Origin of the sequence: Streptomyces sp. PTY087I2 (genome assembly GCF_001687325.1) — a bacterium.
Lineage (GTDB): Bacteria > Actinomycetota > Actinomycetes > Streptomycetales > Streptomycetaceae > Streptomyces.
In genome coordinates, this window is record NZ_LZRD01000001.1 from 110,007 (window position 1) to 125,984 (window position 15,978).

6 protein-coding genes are annotated in these 15,978 nt (G+C 75.3%); 1 reads left to right on the forward strand and 5 read right to left on the reverse strand.

The genetic code is table 11. The features are described from left to right. The first annotated feature begins 25 nt into the window (after positions 1–25). Complete coding sequence (locus A3Q37_RS00480) at positions 26–2,083, forward strand: acetoacetate--CoA ligase (protein ID WP_079137587.1); 2,058 nt, start codon at positions 26–28, stop codon at positions 2,081–2,083. Here the strand turns inward: A3Q37_RS00480 and A3Q37_RS00485 are convergent. From A3Q37_RS00485 to A3Q37_RS00505, 5 genes are read right to left on the reverse strand one after another with little or no spacing between them, the layout of a single operon-like run. After that, on the reverse strand, positions 2,078–4,156 hold the full coding sequence (locus A3Q37_RS00485) for a hypothetical protein (RefSeq protein WP_065475869.1): 2,079 nt from the start codon (positions 4,154–4,156) through the stop codon (positions 2,078–2,080). The genes A3Q37_RS00480 and A3Q37_RS00485 overlap by 6 nt on opposite strands. Beyond that, complete coding sequence (locus A3Q37_RS37525; RefSeq protein ID WP_255311686.1) at positions 4,153–8,535, reverse strand: DUF5682 family protein; 4,383 nt, start codon at positions 8,533–8,535, stop codon at positions 4,153–4,155. Before A3Q37_RS37525 ends, A3Q37_RS00485 begins: the two co-directional genes overlap by 4 nt. A gap of 3 nt (positions 8,536–8,538) precedes the next feature. Then, positions 8,539–9,762, reverse strand: coding sequence for an AAA family ATPase (locus A3Q37_RS00495; protein ID WP_065475872.1), 1,224 nt, complete (start codon positions 9,760–9,762; stop codon positions 8,539–8,541). Beyond that, positions 9,759–15,005 carry a hypothetical protein gene (locus tag A3Q37_RS00500; protein ID WP_065475875.1) on the reverse strand — a complete coding sequence of 1,749 codons (5,247 nt, stop codon included), beginning with the start codon at positions 15,003–15,005 and terminating at the stop codon, positions 9,759–9,761. Before A3Q37_RS00500 ends, A3Q37_RS00495 begins: the two co-directional genes overlap by 4 nt. Next, positions 15,002–15,862 carry a DUF4132 domain-containing protein gene (locus tag A3Q37_RS00505; RefSeq protein WP_065475879.1) on the reverse strand — a complete coding sequence of 287 codons (861 nt, stop codon included), beginning with the start codon at positions 15,860–15,862 and terminating at the stop codon, positions 15,002–15,004. The genes A3Q37_RS00500 and A3Q37_RS00505 overlap by 4 nt, the downstream gene beginning before the upstream one ends. Positions 15,863–15,978: the final 116 nt, after the last annotated feature.

The following is a 15,978-nucleotide window of genomic DNA, read 5'->3' on the forward strand; positions in this document are numbered from 1 at the left end:
TGTACCAGCACACCGGAGGAGCACAGTGAGCACGTCGTACGGGACCGGCGCCGCCGAGCCGGTCTGGCTCCCCGATCCGGCCGAGGCGGCGCGGGCGCGCATCACCCGGTTCGCCGAATTCGTCGCCGGGCGCACCGGCACCGCCCACGCCGACTACCGGTCCCTGTGGGAGTGGTCGGTGGAGGATCTGGCCGGCTTCTGGTCGGCCGTCGCCGACTTCTTCGACCTCCGGATGACCGGCAGTTGGGACCAGGTCCTCGACAACACCCCGATGCCGGGCACCCGTTGGTTCCCCGGCGCCCGCCTGAACTACGCCGAACACGCCCTGCGCACCGGCGACCCGGCCGCCACCGCGATGATCTCGGTGGGCGAGGACGCCACGACCACGTACACCACCTGGGCGGAACTACGCTCCCAGGTCGGCGCGTTGGCGGCCTGGCTGCGGCGGCAGGGGGTCCGGCCGGGAGACCGCGTCGTGGGCTACCTGCCCAACACGTCGCACTCCGTCGTCGCGTTCCTGGCATCCGCCGCCATCGGCGCGGTCTGGTCGGCGTGCGGGCAGGACTACGGCGTGGAGGGCGCCGCGAACCGGTTCGGCCAGCTCGAACCGGTCGTGCTCTTCGCCGCCGACGGCTACCGGTGGAACGGCCGGGCACACGACCGCCGTACGGAGAGTGCCGCGCTGCGCGAGGCGTTGCCGTCCGTCCGGGTCGCCGTACGGATACCGAACCTGGGCCTGCCGGAGGACCCGGCCACCGCGGGCTCCGCCCCGTACGGGACCACCGTGACCTGGCAGGACGCACTCGCCGGTGATGAGGAGTGCGTCTTCGAGGAGCTGCCCTTCGACGCGCCCCTGTGGGTGCTGTTCTCCTCCGGCACCACCGGCACCCCCAAGGGCATCGTCCACGGCCACGGTGGAGTCCTCCTCGACCACCACAGACTCCTGGGTCTCCACCTCGACTTGAGCCCCGGCGACCGGTTCTGCTGGTACACCACCACCAACTGGATGATGTGGAACATGGTCGTTTCCGGCCTGCTGGTCGGCGCCACGATCGTCCTCTACGACGGCAGTCCCACCCATCCGGGCCCCGAGCGGCTGTGGGAGCTGGCCGCCGAACACCGGACCGCCGTCCTCGGCGTCAGCCCCGGCTATCTCCAGGGCTCGGCCAAGGCGGGCCTGGAACCGGGCCGCGATCTCGACCTCTCGGCCCTGCGTACGCTCGGCTCGACCGGCGCCCCGCTGCCCGCCCACTCCTACCACTGGGTCCACGACCATGTGGGCCCCCGGGTGCAGACGGCCTCCACCAGCGGGGGCACGGACATCGTGAGCGGCTTCGCCGGCAGCTCCCCGACCGTCCCCGTACGGCCCGGAGAGATCTCCGCCCCGCTGCTCGGCGTGGCCCTCCACGCCTTCGATCCCCGGGGCCGGCCCGTCACCGACGAGGTCGGAGAGCTCGTGGTCACCCGCCCGATGCCTTCGATGCCGCTCGCCTTCTGGAACGACCCGGACGGCACCCGCTACCACCAGGCGTACTTCTCCGCCTTCCCCGGAGTGTGGCGGCACGGCGACTGGATGACGATGACGGCTCACGGCGGCGTCATCGTCTCCGGCCGCTCCGACTCCACCCTCAACCGCCATGGGGTGCGGCTCGGCAGCGCCGACATCTACGCCGTCGTGGACGAGCTGCCCGGGATCCGCGAAAGCCTGGTCATCGGCGCCGAGTTCCCCGACGGGACGTACTGGATGCCGCTGTTCGTCGTCATGGCACCCGGCCACCGGCTCACCGACGCCCTGCGCGCCGACATCGCGACGGCGATCCGGATCCACGCCTCGCCGCGGCATGTCCCGGACACCGTGATCGAGGTGCCCGCCGTGCCCCACACCCGTACGGGAAAGAAGCTGGAGGTCCCCGTCAAACGCCTGCTCCAGGGCGCCACCGTCGACCAGGTCGCCGGACGCGAGGCCGTCGACGACATCGCGGCGCTGGAGTTCTTCACCCGGTTCGCGAAGCCGTCGTCCGCAGGGTCCGCGAAGTTCGCCAAGTCCGCCGAGTTCGCCGAGTTCGCCGACGGGAGTTCATGAGGCTGCTCTGTGGTGGGCCACTTCGTCGGCGTCCTCTCGTGCCGGGTTCCAGGCTGCCGCGCACAGCGATTCGGACACGGCGGCGGTGTAGCGGGCGGCGGCCAGCCAGTACGCGGCGAAGCCGTCGGTGTCGGCCGGGAGCAGACGGCCGAACAGATCGCGATCACGTTGGGCCGCCGAGGCGCACAGGGCGGTGAGCAGTGCGGCGGCCGTGGGGAGACCACCGCGGCGGAGCCGACGGGTCTCAGCGCTGACGTCGCCCAGCATGCCGAGGGCGACGCGGCCCGCGGGAACCGTCTGTTCGACCCGGCGCTCCAGGAGGTACAGGGGCGATTGCGCGCCGGGTCCCGCGGGCTGTGGCGGGGCGAAGTGCGCGGGGGCGGCCGGGTCCGGGAGGTCGGCGCGGCGCAGCCGGTCGAGGCCGAGGTCGATCGTGCCCTCGCCGATCGCGCCGTCGCCGGTGGGGTGCGAGCACGCGAGGAGGGTGAGCCGGGGGTGGGCGGCGGGAACCAGGCGGCCGATGATCCGCAGCCGGGTCCCGGGCGCCGCGGCCAGCAGGGCCAGGTTGTCACGGTGGGCCAGCGCGGGGTCGTCGTCGGCGACGGCGAGCCGGACGAGGACGCCTCCTTCGCACAGCGCGAGCAGGCAGGTGCCACCAGGTTCCCGTACCGCGCCGAGGAGTTCGACGTCCAGGAAGAGCAGGTCGCCGCCGGCGCCGTCCGGGTCCGCGTACCGGGAGGTGGACCGCAGGGCGCGGGCAGCCTGTTCGGCCGGTGGCGTCTCCCACAGGGCGGCGAGCGGCGCTTCCGTCCAGGCCGCGCCCCGGGCGGTAACGGCCTTGACACCCTTTCCGGCGCCCAGTCTGCCGTCCGGCGAGACCGTCGCTCCCGAGACGGCCAGGCCGGCGCGGCCCAGCTCCCGGTGGGTGAGGGCGCTGTCCCCCAGCCGCACGGCCCGGTCGGCGACCCCGAGGGCGCGCCCCACGCCGCCGGGCGCCACGTCGCCGACGGTGAAGAGCCGGCCGTCGGCTGCGGCGACCCAGGTGCGGACGCCGCCGTGCCCCGAGTCGGTGACCACGGGTTCGGTGAACAGGCCGTACAGGCGGAGCGACCCGTCGGGGCTGTACGGGCGGCGCACCCGCCCTCTGACGGCCTCCAGCTCCGCCCCGGACGCCGTCCCCACGCGGCGGGCGGTGCCCAGGAGTTCGGCCAGGGCGGTGACGAGGTCGGCGGTGCGGTACGACGGGTCCCCGGCGCGGGCCGCGCGCAGCAGCGTGACGACGGAGAGCGCGGCGCCCGCGGCGCGGGGCAGGTTCCGGAGCCGGGCGGTGTGCGCGGCCCGCAGAAGAACGGACTGGGTGACGGCCCCGGCCCCGTCGACCCCGACCTCCAACACGGCGGCGCCAGCCGCCCACAGAGCGTCGGCGGCGGCACGTTGGTCGGGGGTTGCTGTGTCGGGGGCGGGGGCGATGTTGGGGGTGGGGGCGGTGTCCTTCGCGGACGCGCGGGCGGCGTCGGGGGCGGTATCCGGCGCGAGGGCTCGGGCGGTATCGGGGGCGGGGGCGAGGCCGGAGCCGGTGTCGGGCGCCGGGGCAAGGCCGAGGGCGGCGGCCGGGTCCGGTGCTGAGGCTGCTCCGGGGGCTTCACGGGTGTCGGCCGGCCCAGGCGCTGCGGCCGCCCCGGGGGCTTCCGGGGTGGGCTGTTCGGCCGACCCGGGTGCCGAGGCCGCTCCAGGGGCCCCCGGGGTCTCCAGGGTGGGCGGAGCGACCGGCTCCGGCGCCGGGTCGGCCACGGGGGCGGCGCAGGCTGCGGCCGGGCGGTGGACGCAGGCCGGGGCGAGAAGGCAGCCGCAGGTGATGTCCTCGGCCCTCGCCACCACCCCGCCCGGGGCGTGCAGGCGCAGCTCGGTCTCGTCGTCGACCTCGATCGTCGCGGTGTCCCCGTCGCGGTGCGTCGGGCGGGCGGCGAGCTTGGCGACCGCCGCGTCCAGGCGCTTGCGCAGCCGGGGCGAAAGGCCCTCCACGAGTGTCGCCGTGACCTCCGGCGCGACGGGCGGCAACCGGTCGGCGTTCATGCGGTCTTCTCCCCTATCCAACGGGCCAGTTCGAGTGGGCTGAGGGCTGCCACGGGCATCCCGGCGGCCACGAGCTGCCCGGCGACGCCCGTCGAATACCGGGGCCGACCGGCATCGTCGAGGCTCGCGCACCCGAGGACGTGGCAGCCGGTGTTCACCAACGCTCGCACCTCGGCCAGCAGTCCGGCGAGCGGCGCCCCCTCCTCGAAGTCGCTGATGACGACAACGAGGGTGCGCGAGGGCACCTCGATCAGGCCGCGGGCGTGGCGGAGCCCGGCTGCGATGTGCGTTCCGCCGCCCACGCTCACTTCGAGCAGGAGGGAAAGGGGGTCGCGCACATGGCCGGTGAGGTCGACGACCTCCGTGGAGAACGCCAGGAAGTGGGTGCTCAGGGTCGGCACCCCGGCCAGGACGGAGGCGGTCAGCGCGGACCAGATCGTGGAGGCCTCCATGGATCCGGAGACGTCGGTGACCAGGATCAGACGCCAATCCGCCGATCTGCGGGCGCGGCTGCGGAAGACGGGCTTCTCGGGGATCACCTGGATCGTGCCGTCGGCCGTACGGCGGGCGGTGGCCAGATTGGCGTGGAGGGTGCGCGGCAGATCGAGCCGACCGCCGGGGCGGCGGGTGGGCCGGGCCGTCGTCGTACCGGTCAGCGCGGGTCGCAGCCGGGTGGCAAGCTGCCGGGTCAGTTCGTCGACCAGGTGGCGCACCAGCGGGCGGAGCGCCGCGAGGCGGGCTTCGGGAAGGCCGCCGGCGTACTGCAAGATCGTCCGGAGCAGTTCTACGGAGGGCGTGGCGGCGGCCGGGTCGAGTTCGGCGAGGACGTCCTGCCGCCCTGTCACGGCCGCGGCGGCCAGGACCTCTTCGCGAACACCGGGGCCGAACAGTGAGGCCAGTTCCTCGGACCACTCGCGGACGCCGGGGAACGACGGCTCCCGGCCACCGCCCGCTCCGGAACCGTCGCGCCCGGGGATGCCGCTACGGGAACCCTCGCCGTGCCCCGCGCCGTACAGCTCGTCCAGCGCGGTCGCGAGACGGGCAGCTCCGGACGGCAGCCGGTCGGCACTCCGACCGAGCACGAGCCGCCACCGGTCGGCGGGCGCGAGGGTACGGGAGGGAGCCTGCGCGAGGGTCGCCTCGGCAGGGGGTTCCGTGGCTGGGGCCGCCTTGGTGAAGGCCGCCGTGGCAGGGGCCTCGATGGGGGTCGCCTCGGCGGGTGGTGCCGTGGCGAGGACCGCCTCGGCAGGGGGCACGGTGGCGAGGGCCGCCTCGGCAGAGGGTGCAGTGACGGGGACGACTGCGGTGGGGGTCGCCATGGTCGGGGGCGTCATCGTGGCGGGGATCGCCCCGGTGGAGGACGCCGTGGCCGGGACCATCGTGGCGGGGAGTGTCGTCGCGGAGGCCTCCTCGGCCGGGGCCACGGTTGCGGCGGCTGCTGCCCCGGTGAGGGGCGCCATTGTCAGGGGCGTCATCGTGGCGGGGATCGCCCCGGTGGAGGACGCCGTGGTCGGGGCCGTCGTGGCGGGGAGTGTCGTCGCGGAGGCCTCCTCGGCCGGGGGCACAGACGCGGCGGCTCCCCCAGCGAGGGGAGCAGTCGCGGGGGCAACGGGGTCGCCGGACGGCGGCGGGAGCCCGTCGTCGTGGGCGGGTGCCGCGAACGGAAGGCCGAGTACCGTCAGCAGCTCCCGGGCCGCGAGGTCGGCGGCCGTACGGCGGGCCAGCTCGGCCGGATCGTCGGCGTCGAGGTCGTCCACCCGTTCGCCCAACCGCTCCTCGACGGTGCCCAGCAAACGGTCCCGGGCGGCCGGGCTCAGGGTGTCGAAGCCACCGCGCAGCGCCGGCAGCCGGGCCAGGAACGCGGAGTCGTCCAGCTCGACGACCCGGTCGAGCAACGGGTCCAGGGTGCCGACGCCGACGGTCAGCAGCGGGCCCGCGACCGTCAGGACGCCGGAGAGACGGGCGGTGAGCATGGCCCGGGAGGTGCTGTCCACGGCCCCGTCCACCCAGGAGGCGACGCGCTCACCGAACGCTTCGGCCTCTTCGTGGCCGGTGAGCACCCTGACCGCTCCGGCGGCCGCGGCGATCAACGGGGCACCGTCGGCGGCCAGCCGGGCGAGGGCATCGGTGAGCCGGATGCCGCCCAGCCGGTCGGCCCGCTGGGCCAGTTCGAGCAGGGCGCGGGCGTCCTCCGGCTTCTCGGAGCCGGTCAGGCCCTCGACCTGGCGCACCGCGGCGGCGGTCAGCAGCTCCGCCGCGTGCGCGGTGCGGGCGGCCCTGGCGGTGTCCGGGGCCGCCGGGCCGCCTGACGGCCCGCCGGAAGCGTCGGACGGTACGTCGGAGCTGTCGGGCCGGTTGTCGGGGCCGCCCGTCACCGTCAGGCCCGGCAGATGGCCCGCGTCGATACGGTCCAGCAGGTCGAGCCCGGCGAGGAGTTCGGGAAGGGTGCCGCTCGCGGGGAGCACGGCGGCCAGTTCGGTCAGCCGGTCGTCGGCCGGGCCGGGCAGCCCGCACGCGGCGGCCTCCGCGAGGCCGCGGACGACCTGGGCGGCCGTCGGACCGCCCTCCGCGCGCTCGGCCGCGTGGCGCTGCCGCAGCACACCTTCGGCCGCCTGGGCCGGGGTGACACCACGGGCCCCGGCGGCGGTGAGCATCGCGGCGGTCGCCGGGGTCCACCGCACCCGCCAGCGCGTCGTCAGCCCTTCACCGCCCGCCGCGCCGGTCACCTCCTGCTCCTGCGCGTAGGGAATGCCGCACACCGTCAGCCTGCGCAGCAGCAGTTCGCGGCGACGGTCCAGGGCGGAGCGTGCCGGATCGAGCCGAAGGTCGCGCGGTGCCTTCTCGTGCGCGTCCTGCGGCCCGGGAAGCGCCAGCGCCGCGGTCTCGGCCTCGACGGCGGGGCTCAGTCCGCTGCGCGGGGCGGCGGGCGCGGGCCTTCCCGTGCGGGCTCCGACGAGTACGCGTTCGAGGGCCTGGGCGACAGCGCGGCCCGTGCCGTAGGTCTCGCCGCGCCCCAGCACCGTCTGGACGGCTTCCAGGAGTTCGCCGCGGCCCGGCGCGGGCAGATCGCGCAGCCGGGCCAGGTCACCGGCGACCCGGACGATCTCCCGGCCGTCCGCCGGCCCGTAGGGGTGGCCCTGTTCGCGCAGGGCGGCGCAGAGACGTACGGCGGTACGGACCAGCGCCTCGTGCACGGCCGCCGGGTCCCCGGCGGCCTCCAGGACGGTGTGCTGCCACTCCGGGTCCCGGATACCGGCCGGGTAACCGGAGCGGGAGTCGAGCAACGGATACGTGTACGGGATCAGGGAGACCGTGCACGAGGCGTCCCCGGCAGTGCCGTCGGGGTCCCCGCCCGCGCTCGCCTCCGGTGCCTCGGCCAGGCCCTGCGTTCCCGGCTCCGACACGGCAGCCAGGTCCGACTCCTCGGCCTTCCCCGCAGCCCCAGCGGTCCCTGCCGCCCTGCCCGCCCCACTCACCCCCGCCGCAGACATCAGCAGCGCCGGAGTGTGAAAGGCACCCACCACCACCGCGGGCCGCCGTCCGTTCGCCAGGGCCTCGGCGACATGTCCGCGCATGCATGCCTCGCGTACCAGGTCCGTGCCGTGCACCCCGCCCCGCGCCTCGGCCTCGTAACGCAGCGCCCAGCCGGTGAGCAGGGCTGCACGGCGCAGCGCCTCGGGTGTCGAACCGGGTGCCTGTGCCTCCACCAGGCGGTCCCACAGGTCGTCGCCGTCCCTGCCGGTGAGCCGGGACCGGAGCGCGTCGGACAGCCCGTGCCCCTCCCCCGGCACGGGTGCGGAGGCTGCGCCGGGAACGGGGGCGGGAGCTCCGTCGCGGCCCTCCGCCCACGCCCGGTCGGCCAGAGGCAGGTCGCAGGCCACGGCCGGGACGCCGTTCCTCGCCGCCCAGCGCAGCGCGACCAGTTCGGGCGAGAAGTCCGCGAACGGGTAGAAGGCCGGGCCCCGTTCACCTGCCGAACCGACTCCGGGCACAGCGGCCAGCGCCACCGGGGCCTCGGTCTCCTCGTGGGCGAGCCAGCCCATCCAGGGCTGGAACTCTGCGGGCAGTTCGACGAGAAGCACGTCGGGGGCCGCCGCGTCCAACAGGGCGGGCAGGGCCGCCGCCAGCGAGGGCGCGTGGTGACGCACCCCGATCAGGAACGGCGCCCCGGGACCCGCCGCCGCAAGGGCCTCCACCGCGGCTTCCGCGGTGGCCAGTCCGCCCTCCGGACCCCGCAGGAGGGAACCGGCGGTCGGCACCTCGGCGCCGGCAGTCGACACCTCCGCAGTGACGCCCGCCCCATCGGCGCCCGCCACCGCCAACGTCCCCGTACCAGCCCCGGCCCCGGCCCCGGCCCCGGCCATCGTCGACTCGTTCATCCCTCAGCTCTCCAGCACCGCGCGCAGGTCCCACAGCGCGCGCCACGTGGCCGACCCCTGCTCCGCTCGCCTGCGCACCGGCCCGTCCCAGTACCCCAGCAGCCGTGCCGCGTCGGCCAGGTCATCCTTGCGGACGACGCCGAGCAGATGACCGGGCAGCAGCGAGAGCACGTCCCGGTCTCCGGGGAAATAGGCGGCGGCCAGGCCCAGGGAGCCCGCGACGGAAACGGCCTCCGCCGTGCTCATCACCGTGGAGGGGCGTTCGACCTCCCAGCCCTCCACGGAGCGGCCCTCGCGCAGGTCCCGGAAGGCGGTGACGAGGGCTTCGAGGACCGCGTCGTCCACCTGGTAGGCGGCGCCCACGCGTTCGACGGCGGCCCGCGACTGGCGGCGGACGAGTGCGGTCTCGGCGTCCACGTCGCCGATGGGGCCCACGGTCTCGAAGTTGAAGCGCCGCTTCAGCGCGGCGGACATCTCCGAGACGCCCTTGTCCCGGAGGTTGGCCGTGGCGATGAGGGTGAAGCCGGGGGCCGCGTGCACCTGGGCTCCCGCACCGCCCGCCAGTTCCGGCACCGCGATCCGCCGCTCGGAGAGCAAGGACACCAGGGCGTCCTGGACCTCCGGCAAGCAGCGGGTGACCTCTTCGACGCGGGCTACGGCCCCCCGGGTCATGGCGGTGAGGACCGGGGACGGAACCAGGGCCTGTTCGGTGGGGCCCTGGGCGAGCAGCAGGGCGTAGTTCCAGCCGTACTTGAGCTGGTCCTCCGTGGTGCCCGCGGTGCCCTGCACGGTGAGCGCGCTGGTCCCGCAGACGGCCGCCGACAGCAGCTCGGAGAGCATGGACTTCGCGGTGCCCGGTTCGCCCACGAGAAGCAGCCCGCGTTCCCCGGCGAGGGTGACCACACACCGTTCGACCAGGGCGCGTTCGCCGACGAACTTCTGCTCGATCACGAGGCGGCGCGGCACTCCGGCTCCGGGCCGGGCCCCCTTCGGCAGGCTCAGGGCGTCACCCGCGCTGCCCATCACGAAGGTGACGACGGCCCGGGGGGTGAGCAGCCAGCCGGGCGGGCGGGGGCCGGAGTCGTGCGCGGCGAGGAAGGCCAGCTCGGTGGCGTACCGGTCCTCGGGCGGGGTGATCTGCCGTGGCTCGTGGCCGGGGGCTGTCGCCTGGCCGGGGATGTCTCCGGTGGTGGTGCTGTCCGGGGTGGTCGTGGTGTCGTTCGTCATCGGCGGCGGCCCTTCCGGGTGGCGCGGGTGTCCAGTTCTTCGAAGGCGGGGGCGTCGCCGCCCCGGACCCGGGCCCAGGCGGCTGCGTACAGCGCGGGGACGGGGAGGTGGGGCAGGATCCGGGCGGACCCGGCCAGGGGGTACAGGCTTTCCTTCCAGGTCTCCAGCGGCAGCCCGGGGGCTCCGCGCTCCAGCCAGCCGCAGGGCAGGAACAGGGTGCGGCCGGCGCGGGAGCGCTTCGCCTCCACGACGAGGTCGGTGGCGGCGAGTTCCGCGCGGGCCTTCTTGATCCGGGCCGGCTTCCACTCGGTCCAGCGGACGCAGTTGCGGTCCGTGGGGTCGGGCAGGGCGAGCAGCATCAGGTAGAGGGCGGCGGCGTCCGTGCTCAGGGCGAGGGCGTCGGCCGTCTCGGCCACCAGGTCCGGCACCGTACGCGTGGGGTCCTGGGCCGGGTGGTGCGCGGAGCCGTCGGGTGCGCCGGCCGAGACCAGTGCGTCGGTCTCCTGGTCGAGCAGGGCGCGCAGGGCGAGGAGGTCGCCGGTGAGGTGGGGGCTGACGGTGCCCTCGACCAGGCCGAACGCCGGGTCGTCGGGGCCTGCCAGGCCCGCCGGGCGGATGAGCAGCTTCTCGTTGTTGCCGTAACCGGGGGTGAGGAGCAGCGCCGATCCGGCCCGGACCATTCCGTCGGCCTCGGCGCCGCCGGACTCGGGGAGCCCGTGCGCGGCGCGGATCGCGGTGCCGAGGGGGATCCCCGAATCGGTCCAGTCGAGGCCGATGTCCAGCACCAGTCCCGGGTCGGCGAGGCGGCTGCGCAGGGCCGCGAGGCCGACGGGCAGGTGGGCCCGCAGGGGGTGCCCGTACGGCAGCGTGTACGCGAGGGTGCGCAGGGCGGTCAGGGCGTTCGCGACCGCTCCGCGCGCGCTGACCCGGTGGAGGGCCGGGCGGGCGGTGCCGTCCGGTACGGGGGTGCCGTGGGCGAGCCAGCTGCGGGTGCCCGCGTTGAGGATCAGGTCGACGGAGGCGGCCGTGGCGCCGCTGAGGTCGAGGTCCAGTTCCTCGGGGACGCGGACGAGGGAGCCCAGGTGTTCGCCCCATGCCTCGGCGGCGGCCCGGACGTCGGGGCCCGTGGACCACAGCTCGGCCGGGTCCTCGGGCAGCAACGCGCGGAGCACGGTGTGCCGTTCGTCGCGGGGCAGGGCGTCCAGCCGGTCCTGGGCCGTCTCGAAGGCGCGGGTCTTCGTACCGAGAAGGGCCAGCGCCTCGGCGCCGGGCTCCTCGACGGCCGCCGACAGCAGCGCGGTGGCCTGGAGGGGGCCGATTCCGGTGGCCGTGTGGAACGCCTCGGCGGCTTCCGGACGCCAGGGCGCCGGGCCCTTGTCCCGGACCAGGGCGGTCAGCCGGGTGAGCCGGTCGCGGGCGATGCCCTGCCGGTGGACGTGCTCGCGGTCGAGGGTGAAGCCGGGGACGGGTCCGAAGGCTCCGGTCGGGTCGTGGTCCAGGGCGAGCCAGCGGACCGCGTCGTCCCGGGAGTTGCGGCCTTGCTCGGCCAGGATCACGACGGTGCGGGAGCCCTTGCGGAACACCTGGCCGAGGCGGTGCACGGCCTCGGGACGTCCTGTCCGACCGGGGGCCGCCACGTCGAGCGGTTCGATGAGCTCCACCCGCCGGACCGTGCCCGCCGGGTCGGCCAGCGGGCCCGCGGCGAGCGCCTCCAGCAGCACGAGGAGTCCGGTGCGGTGCTCGGCGGAGGTGGCCTCCGAGGCGGCCCGGTAGGCCAGTTCGGGCAGCTTGTCGAGGAGGGAGGTCCAGGTGACGGATACCCCGGGCACGGTGTACTCGTCGCGCTGCCAGCCGTCCACGGGGGTGAAGGGGACCTTCGACGGCGTGGGCGGGCCGAACGCCGGCTCGCCGCCGAGGACGTGGTTGACGGCGAGGATCTGCCGGATCACCGTCCACCGGTGTCCCCCTCCCCACCAGCTGCCGCGCATCTGCTCGGAGCCCCAGGCGGTGGCGGCCCGCAGGGTCGTGTCGTCGCCGTGCTCGGGCTCGTGGTCGAAGAACATGCCTTGGGTACGTGCGGTGTTCCGGGGCGTGACCGGCTGCGCGGGCGCGGGCGGTTCCAGGTACTGGGCGACGGCGACGGCCCGGTCCACGGCGTTCCGTACGAGCGCGGTGACGCCCGCGAGCAGGCGTACGTCGGACACCTCGGGCAGCACCCGGGCGACGGCCTCCTGGCTCATCTCCCGCGACGAGGGCCCGGTGTACTCCTCGACCGCCCGGAACGCCTTGAGGTGCCGGGCGACCGCGGCGGCGACCTCCTCGAACAGCTCGTCGGCCCGGGCGTCCGTCAGCTTCCGCAGGGCGGCGGAGCCTTCCTCGTCCCTCGGGCGCAGGGCGTGCCAGTAGACGGCGGGAGGCACGTAGGGGGTGCCCGCCGCGTCGTTCCCGCCGGAGGAGTCGGTGCCGACGGACCACAGGCCGCCGCCGGTGCCGTCGGTGTCCGCCGGGTGCGCTTCGACGGACCGGTGGCGCAGGACCACGACGGGCCGCGACCCGCCGGGCAGGGTGAGGGCGCCGAGCGGCACCACGGTGGCGCCGTCGGGCAGCGGGTGCGGCAGGGCGACCGTGTGGCCGTCGGGGGTGCCGGCGACGGTCCGGTCGCCTTCGGCGGGGGCGGCCGTGCCGGGCTCGGTGGCGGTGCGGCGGACCCAGCGGCCGAGGACCGTGCCGTCCGTGCCGAACGGGGTGGTCTCCAGACCGGGCTGGAGGGGCAGCACCTGGCAGTGCTCGGCGAGCAGCCGGGTGCCGTCCTGCACCCCGGAGCGGAGGAAGGCGGGGAGGGAGGCGCGGCCGTGGGTGCCGCTGACCGGGTCGTACTCCAGCCACACCGTCCGAGTGCCCTGGTGGCCCTCCCGCCAGTGTCCGGTGCCGTCGGCGAGGACGGCGCGCTGGGGCGGGAGGGTGGTGTCGCCCGCGTGCAGGGCCTTGCCGCCGGTGGCGCGACCGCCGCCGGGCAGCGGTACGCAGACCTCGTCCGAGAGGCTGGGGCGGCCCCAGCGGGGGACCTGGTCGCCGCCGACGGTGAAGACCTCGGCGGGGCGGTGCGACCAGTAGCCGCGCTGCTTGCCGTCCTCCCACCAGATCACCAGCAACTCGCCGTCGACGAAACGGAAGAAGGGTGTCCGCCACTGGTCGGTGCTCGGGGGCAGGCGCAGGGTGTGCCGCAGCAGAACGCCTTCCGGGCCGACGACGACGGCCCGCTCCGGCGTGCTCAGGATCAGCGCGGGCCAGGCGCCGGTGACGCCGACGTTCTGCGACCGGTTGTTCCCCCGGCGCGCCACGGTGGCAGCCTCGGCGGCCAGTTCGGCGTACGTCTCGTCGAGCGCGGGCCAGCCCAGTTCGTCGAAGACGCCCGTGCGCAGGGTGGAGCCGAGCAGCGGGACGATGTCGTGCTGCTCGAGGAGGCGCGCGGCCTCCGGGGCGACGTCCGCGACGACGGCGCGGAACGGCGAGAGCTTGTTGAGGGCGATGCGCAGCCCGGGGAGTCCTCGTGCTGCGGTGTACTCCTCGGCGCAGCCGGTCAGCCACTCGCGCAGGAGGACGGAGAGCACGGGGTGCGCGGCCAGCTTCGCCATACCGGTGTCGCTCAGCCGCTGGCCGCGACCGTCGCCGAGTCCGCCGACGTTCCGGCGGAGGAGGTCGCGGAAGCCCGGGTGTTCGGCGACGGCGGCGAGATCCCGCCGTCCGGGCGCGTCGTCGGCGAGCCACTGGCCCAGCGAGAAGCCGTGCGACCGCCCGTGGCCACGGCCCGTGCCCTGGTCGTCCGGCTCGGCCACGGGGACTCCGGAGGCCAGGCAGAGGTCGAGGAGGTCCAGGTCGGCGGTGGGCTGCCAGCGGCCCTGGAACAGTTCGACGGGGCGTCCGTCGGCGCGCAGCCGGTCCGTCATCCGGGCGGCGAGGTCCAGGGTGCGGGGGCTGCGGCCCGAGGTGGTCCGGTTGCGGCGTCGGTACGCCTCCCAGCGGGCGAGCCAGTCCGCCGGGGAGACGGCCGCGTCGAAGCGACCGGCGGACTCGGAGGAGGCCAGGTCGGAGGAGGCCGGGCCGGAGGAAGCCGGGCCGGATGCCGGGAGGGCGGTCAGCAGTTCCTCCGCGCCGGACTCAGTCAGCAGCGCGAGCCAGTCGGATTCGCCGTCCGTGTCGCGGCCGTTCTCGCTGAAGGTCTCCGGGAAGAACCCGAGGAGCCGGGCCCGTACGGACACGTCCGCCCGGGCGAGAGCGGTGAGCGCGGAGCCGTAGGTCGCCCAGAACGAGGCGGGCGCGCGGACGACTCCGGGAGAGCCGATCAGGTCGGCCACCAGCTCGCGTTCGGCGCTCTCGCGGTCCAGCCCGGCGGCCTTGACCAGCGTGCGGACGTCCTGCGGCAGCGCCGCGTACGGCGGCATACCGGCGGCGCAGCGCTCGACCAGCAAGCGGCGGAACTGCGCCCAGGCGTCCGCCGGTGCGAGCCGGGCCACCAGGTCGCGCACGTACTGGCGCAGCGCCTTGACGGTCAGCGCGCCGGCGAGGGCGAACTCCAGGAAGACGGCGCGCTGCCGGTCCTCGTCCACGACGAGGCCATGGACGCGCTCGGCCTCGCGGGCCTTGCCGAAGAACGAGGCGGCGTACGTGGCGTTCTCGGCCTGGAGGAAGAGGCGGGCCACCTGCTCGTAGTAGGTGGGGAGGAAGTGCGGCACGGCCCGGCCGAGCCGGGTGCCGAGCTCGTCGAAGCCCTCCTTGGCCGCGCCGGCGCGGGTCTTGGCCTGGCGGCCCAGCCGCTCGATGTCCTTGACCAGGGCGAGGGCGTGGTGCCCGTTGGCCGGGTCGTTGACCAGGGCCCAGGCGGGGAAGCCCAGCGTCTCGCGGCGGACCTGCCCGACGACGGGGGCCTCCGCGGTCCGGGCCAGCCCGAGGAACTCCAGGGCCAGGTCCTCGGCCTCGCCGAGCGTGCCGGGGACGAGCCGGACCACCGCGCGGTCCCCGAGGGCGGTGTGCGTGTAGGTGCGGGCGGTCAGTGTGTCGGCGTCGTCCCGGTCGGTGGTCCCGGCCGGGAGGATCGCGCCCGCGTCCAGCAGGGTCGCCACGCGGGCGTCAGCGGCGCGGGCGTCAGCGGCGCGGGCGTCGGCGCCGCGGCCCCGGTTCTGGGCGGGGAGGGCCGTCGAGCCCGCTGCCGCCGTGTTCGCTTCGGTGTTCGTCGTGATGCTCATGCCGCCCGCTCCTCGTCCGCCACGTCGCGGCCGGCGTAGAGCGCCGCCGCCATGCGCATACCCTCGGACCACGCCACGGGGCCGACCTCGGCCGCCGTCAGCGCGCGCCCCGAGGCGTCGGTCCAGCCCAGGGGGCCCGTCTCGGTGTCGTACGCGTCGTATCCGTCGTGCTCGCCGATCCAGATACGCGCCTCGACACTCGCGCCGTCCTCGACGACCGGGCAGACCGCGTAACCGCCGCGCGACCGGTACCCGAGCTGGGTGACACGGCCGTGCAGGAAGCGCAGTTCCTTGAACGCGCCGCCGGCGTAGGTGTCCACGGAGGTGGTGTCCGGGGCGAGGCCGGCCGGGCGGTGCCACACCTCGCGGAACAGCTGCTCCACGTTCTGGCGCACTTCCAGTTCGACCGCGAACTCCCGCAGCTCGTCGAGGTCTTCCAGCAGGACGGGGTGGGGCACGCTCACGACGTCCGGGGTGATGCGGACGGTGTCACCGTCCAGGTCGACGAGTCCGAGACCGCGCTCCGGGTCGACGTCGCGCAGGAACCCGGCGACCCCGCCGTCCGCGCCGGTGACCACCACGTCCCGCAGGGCCGCCTGCCACGCCGGGTCGGGCCAGACCCGGGCGAGCACGGCGGTGGGAACGGGCAGCGAACGCACCATCCACTGCTCGACATCGCTCAGGCACCGGCTCTCGTGCCGCTCCAGCCACTCGGTCAGCTGCCGGAGGCCGACGACCGCCGGATCGTCCTTCACCTTGGCCGGAACGGACTTCAGCCGTCGGCCCTTCCCGTTGCGGCAGACCACCTTGCCCGCCTCCAGAGCGACTTCGTAGTCGCCCGCCGAGACCCACCCCATGCGCTGTTCTCCCCGTCGTGCCGGACAGCCGCCGCCGTGGCGGCATGCTGATGAAACCCGTCGACGGCAACGCACCGTGACGATTGGGAGAAACTTTAGGCGCCACCACTGACAAC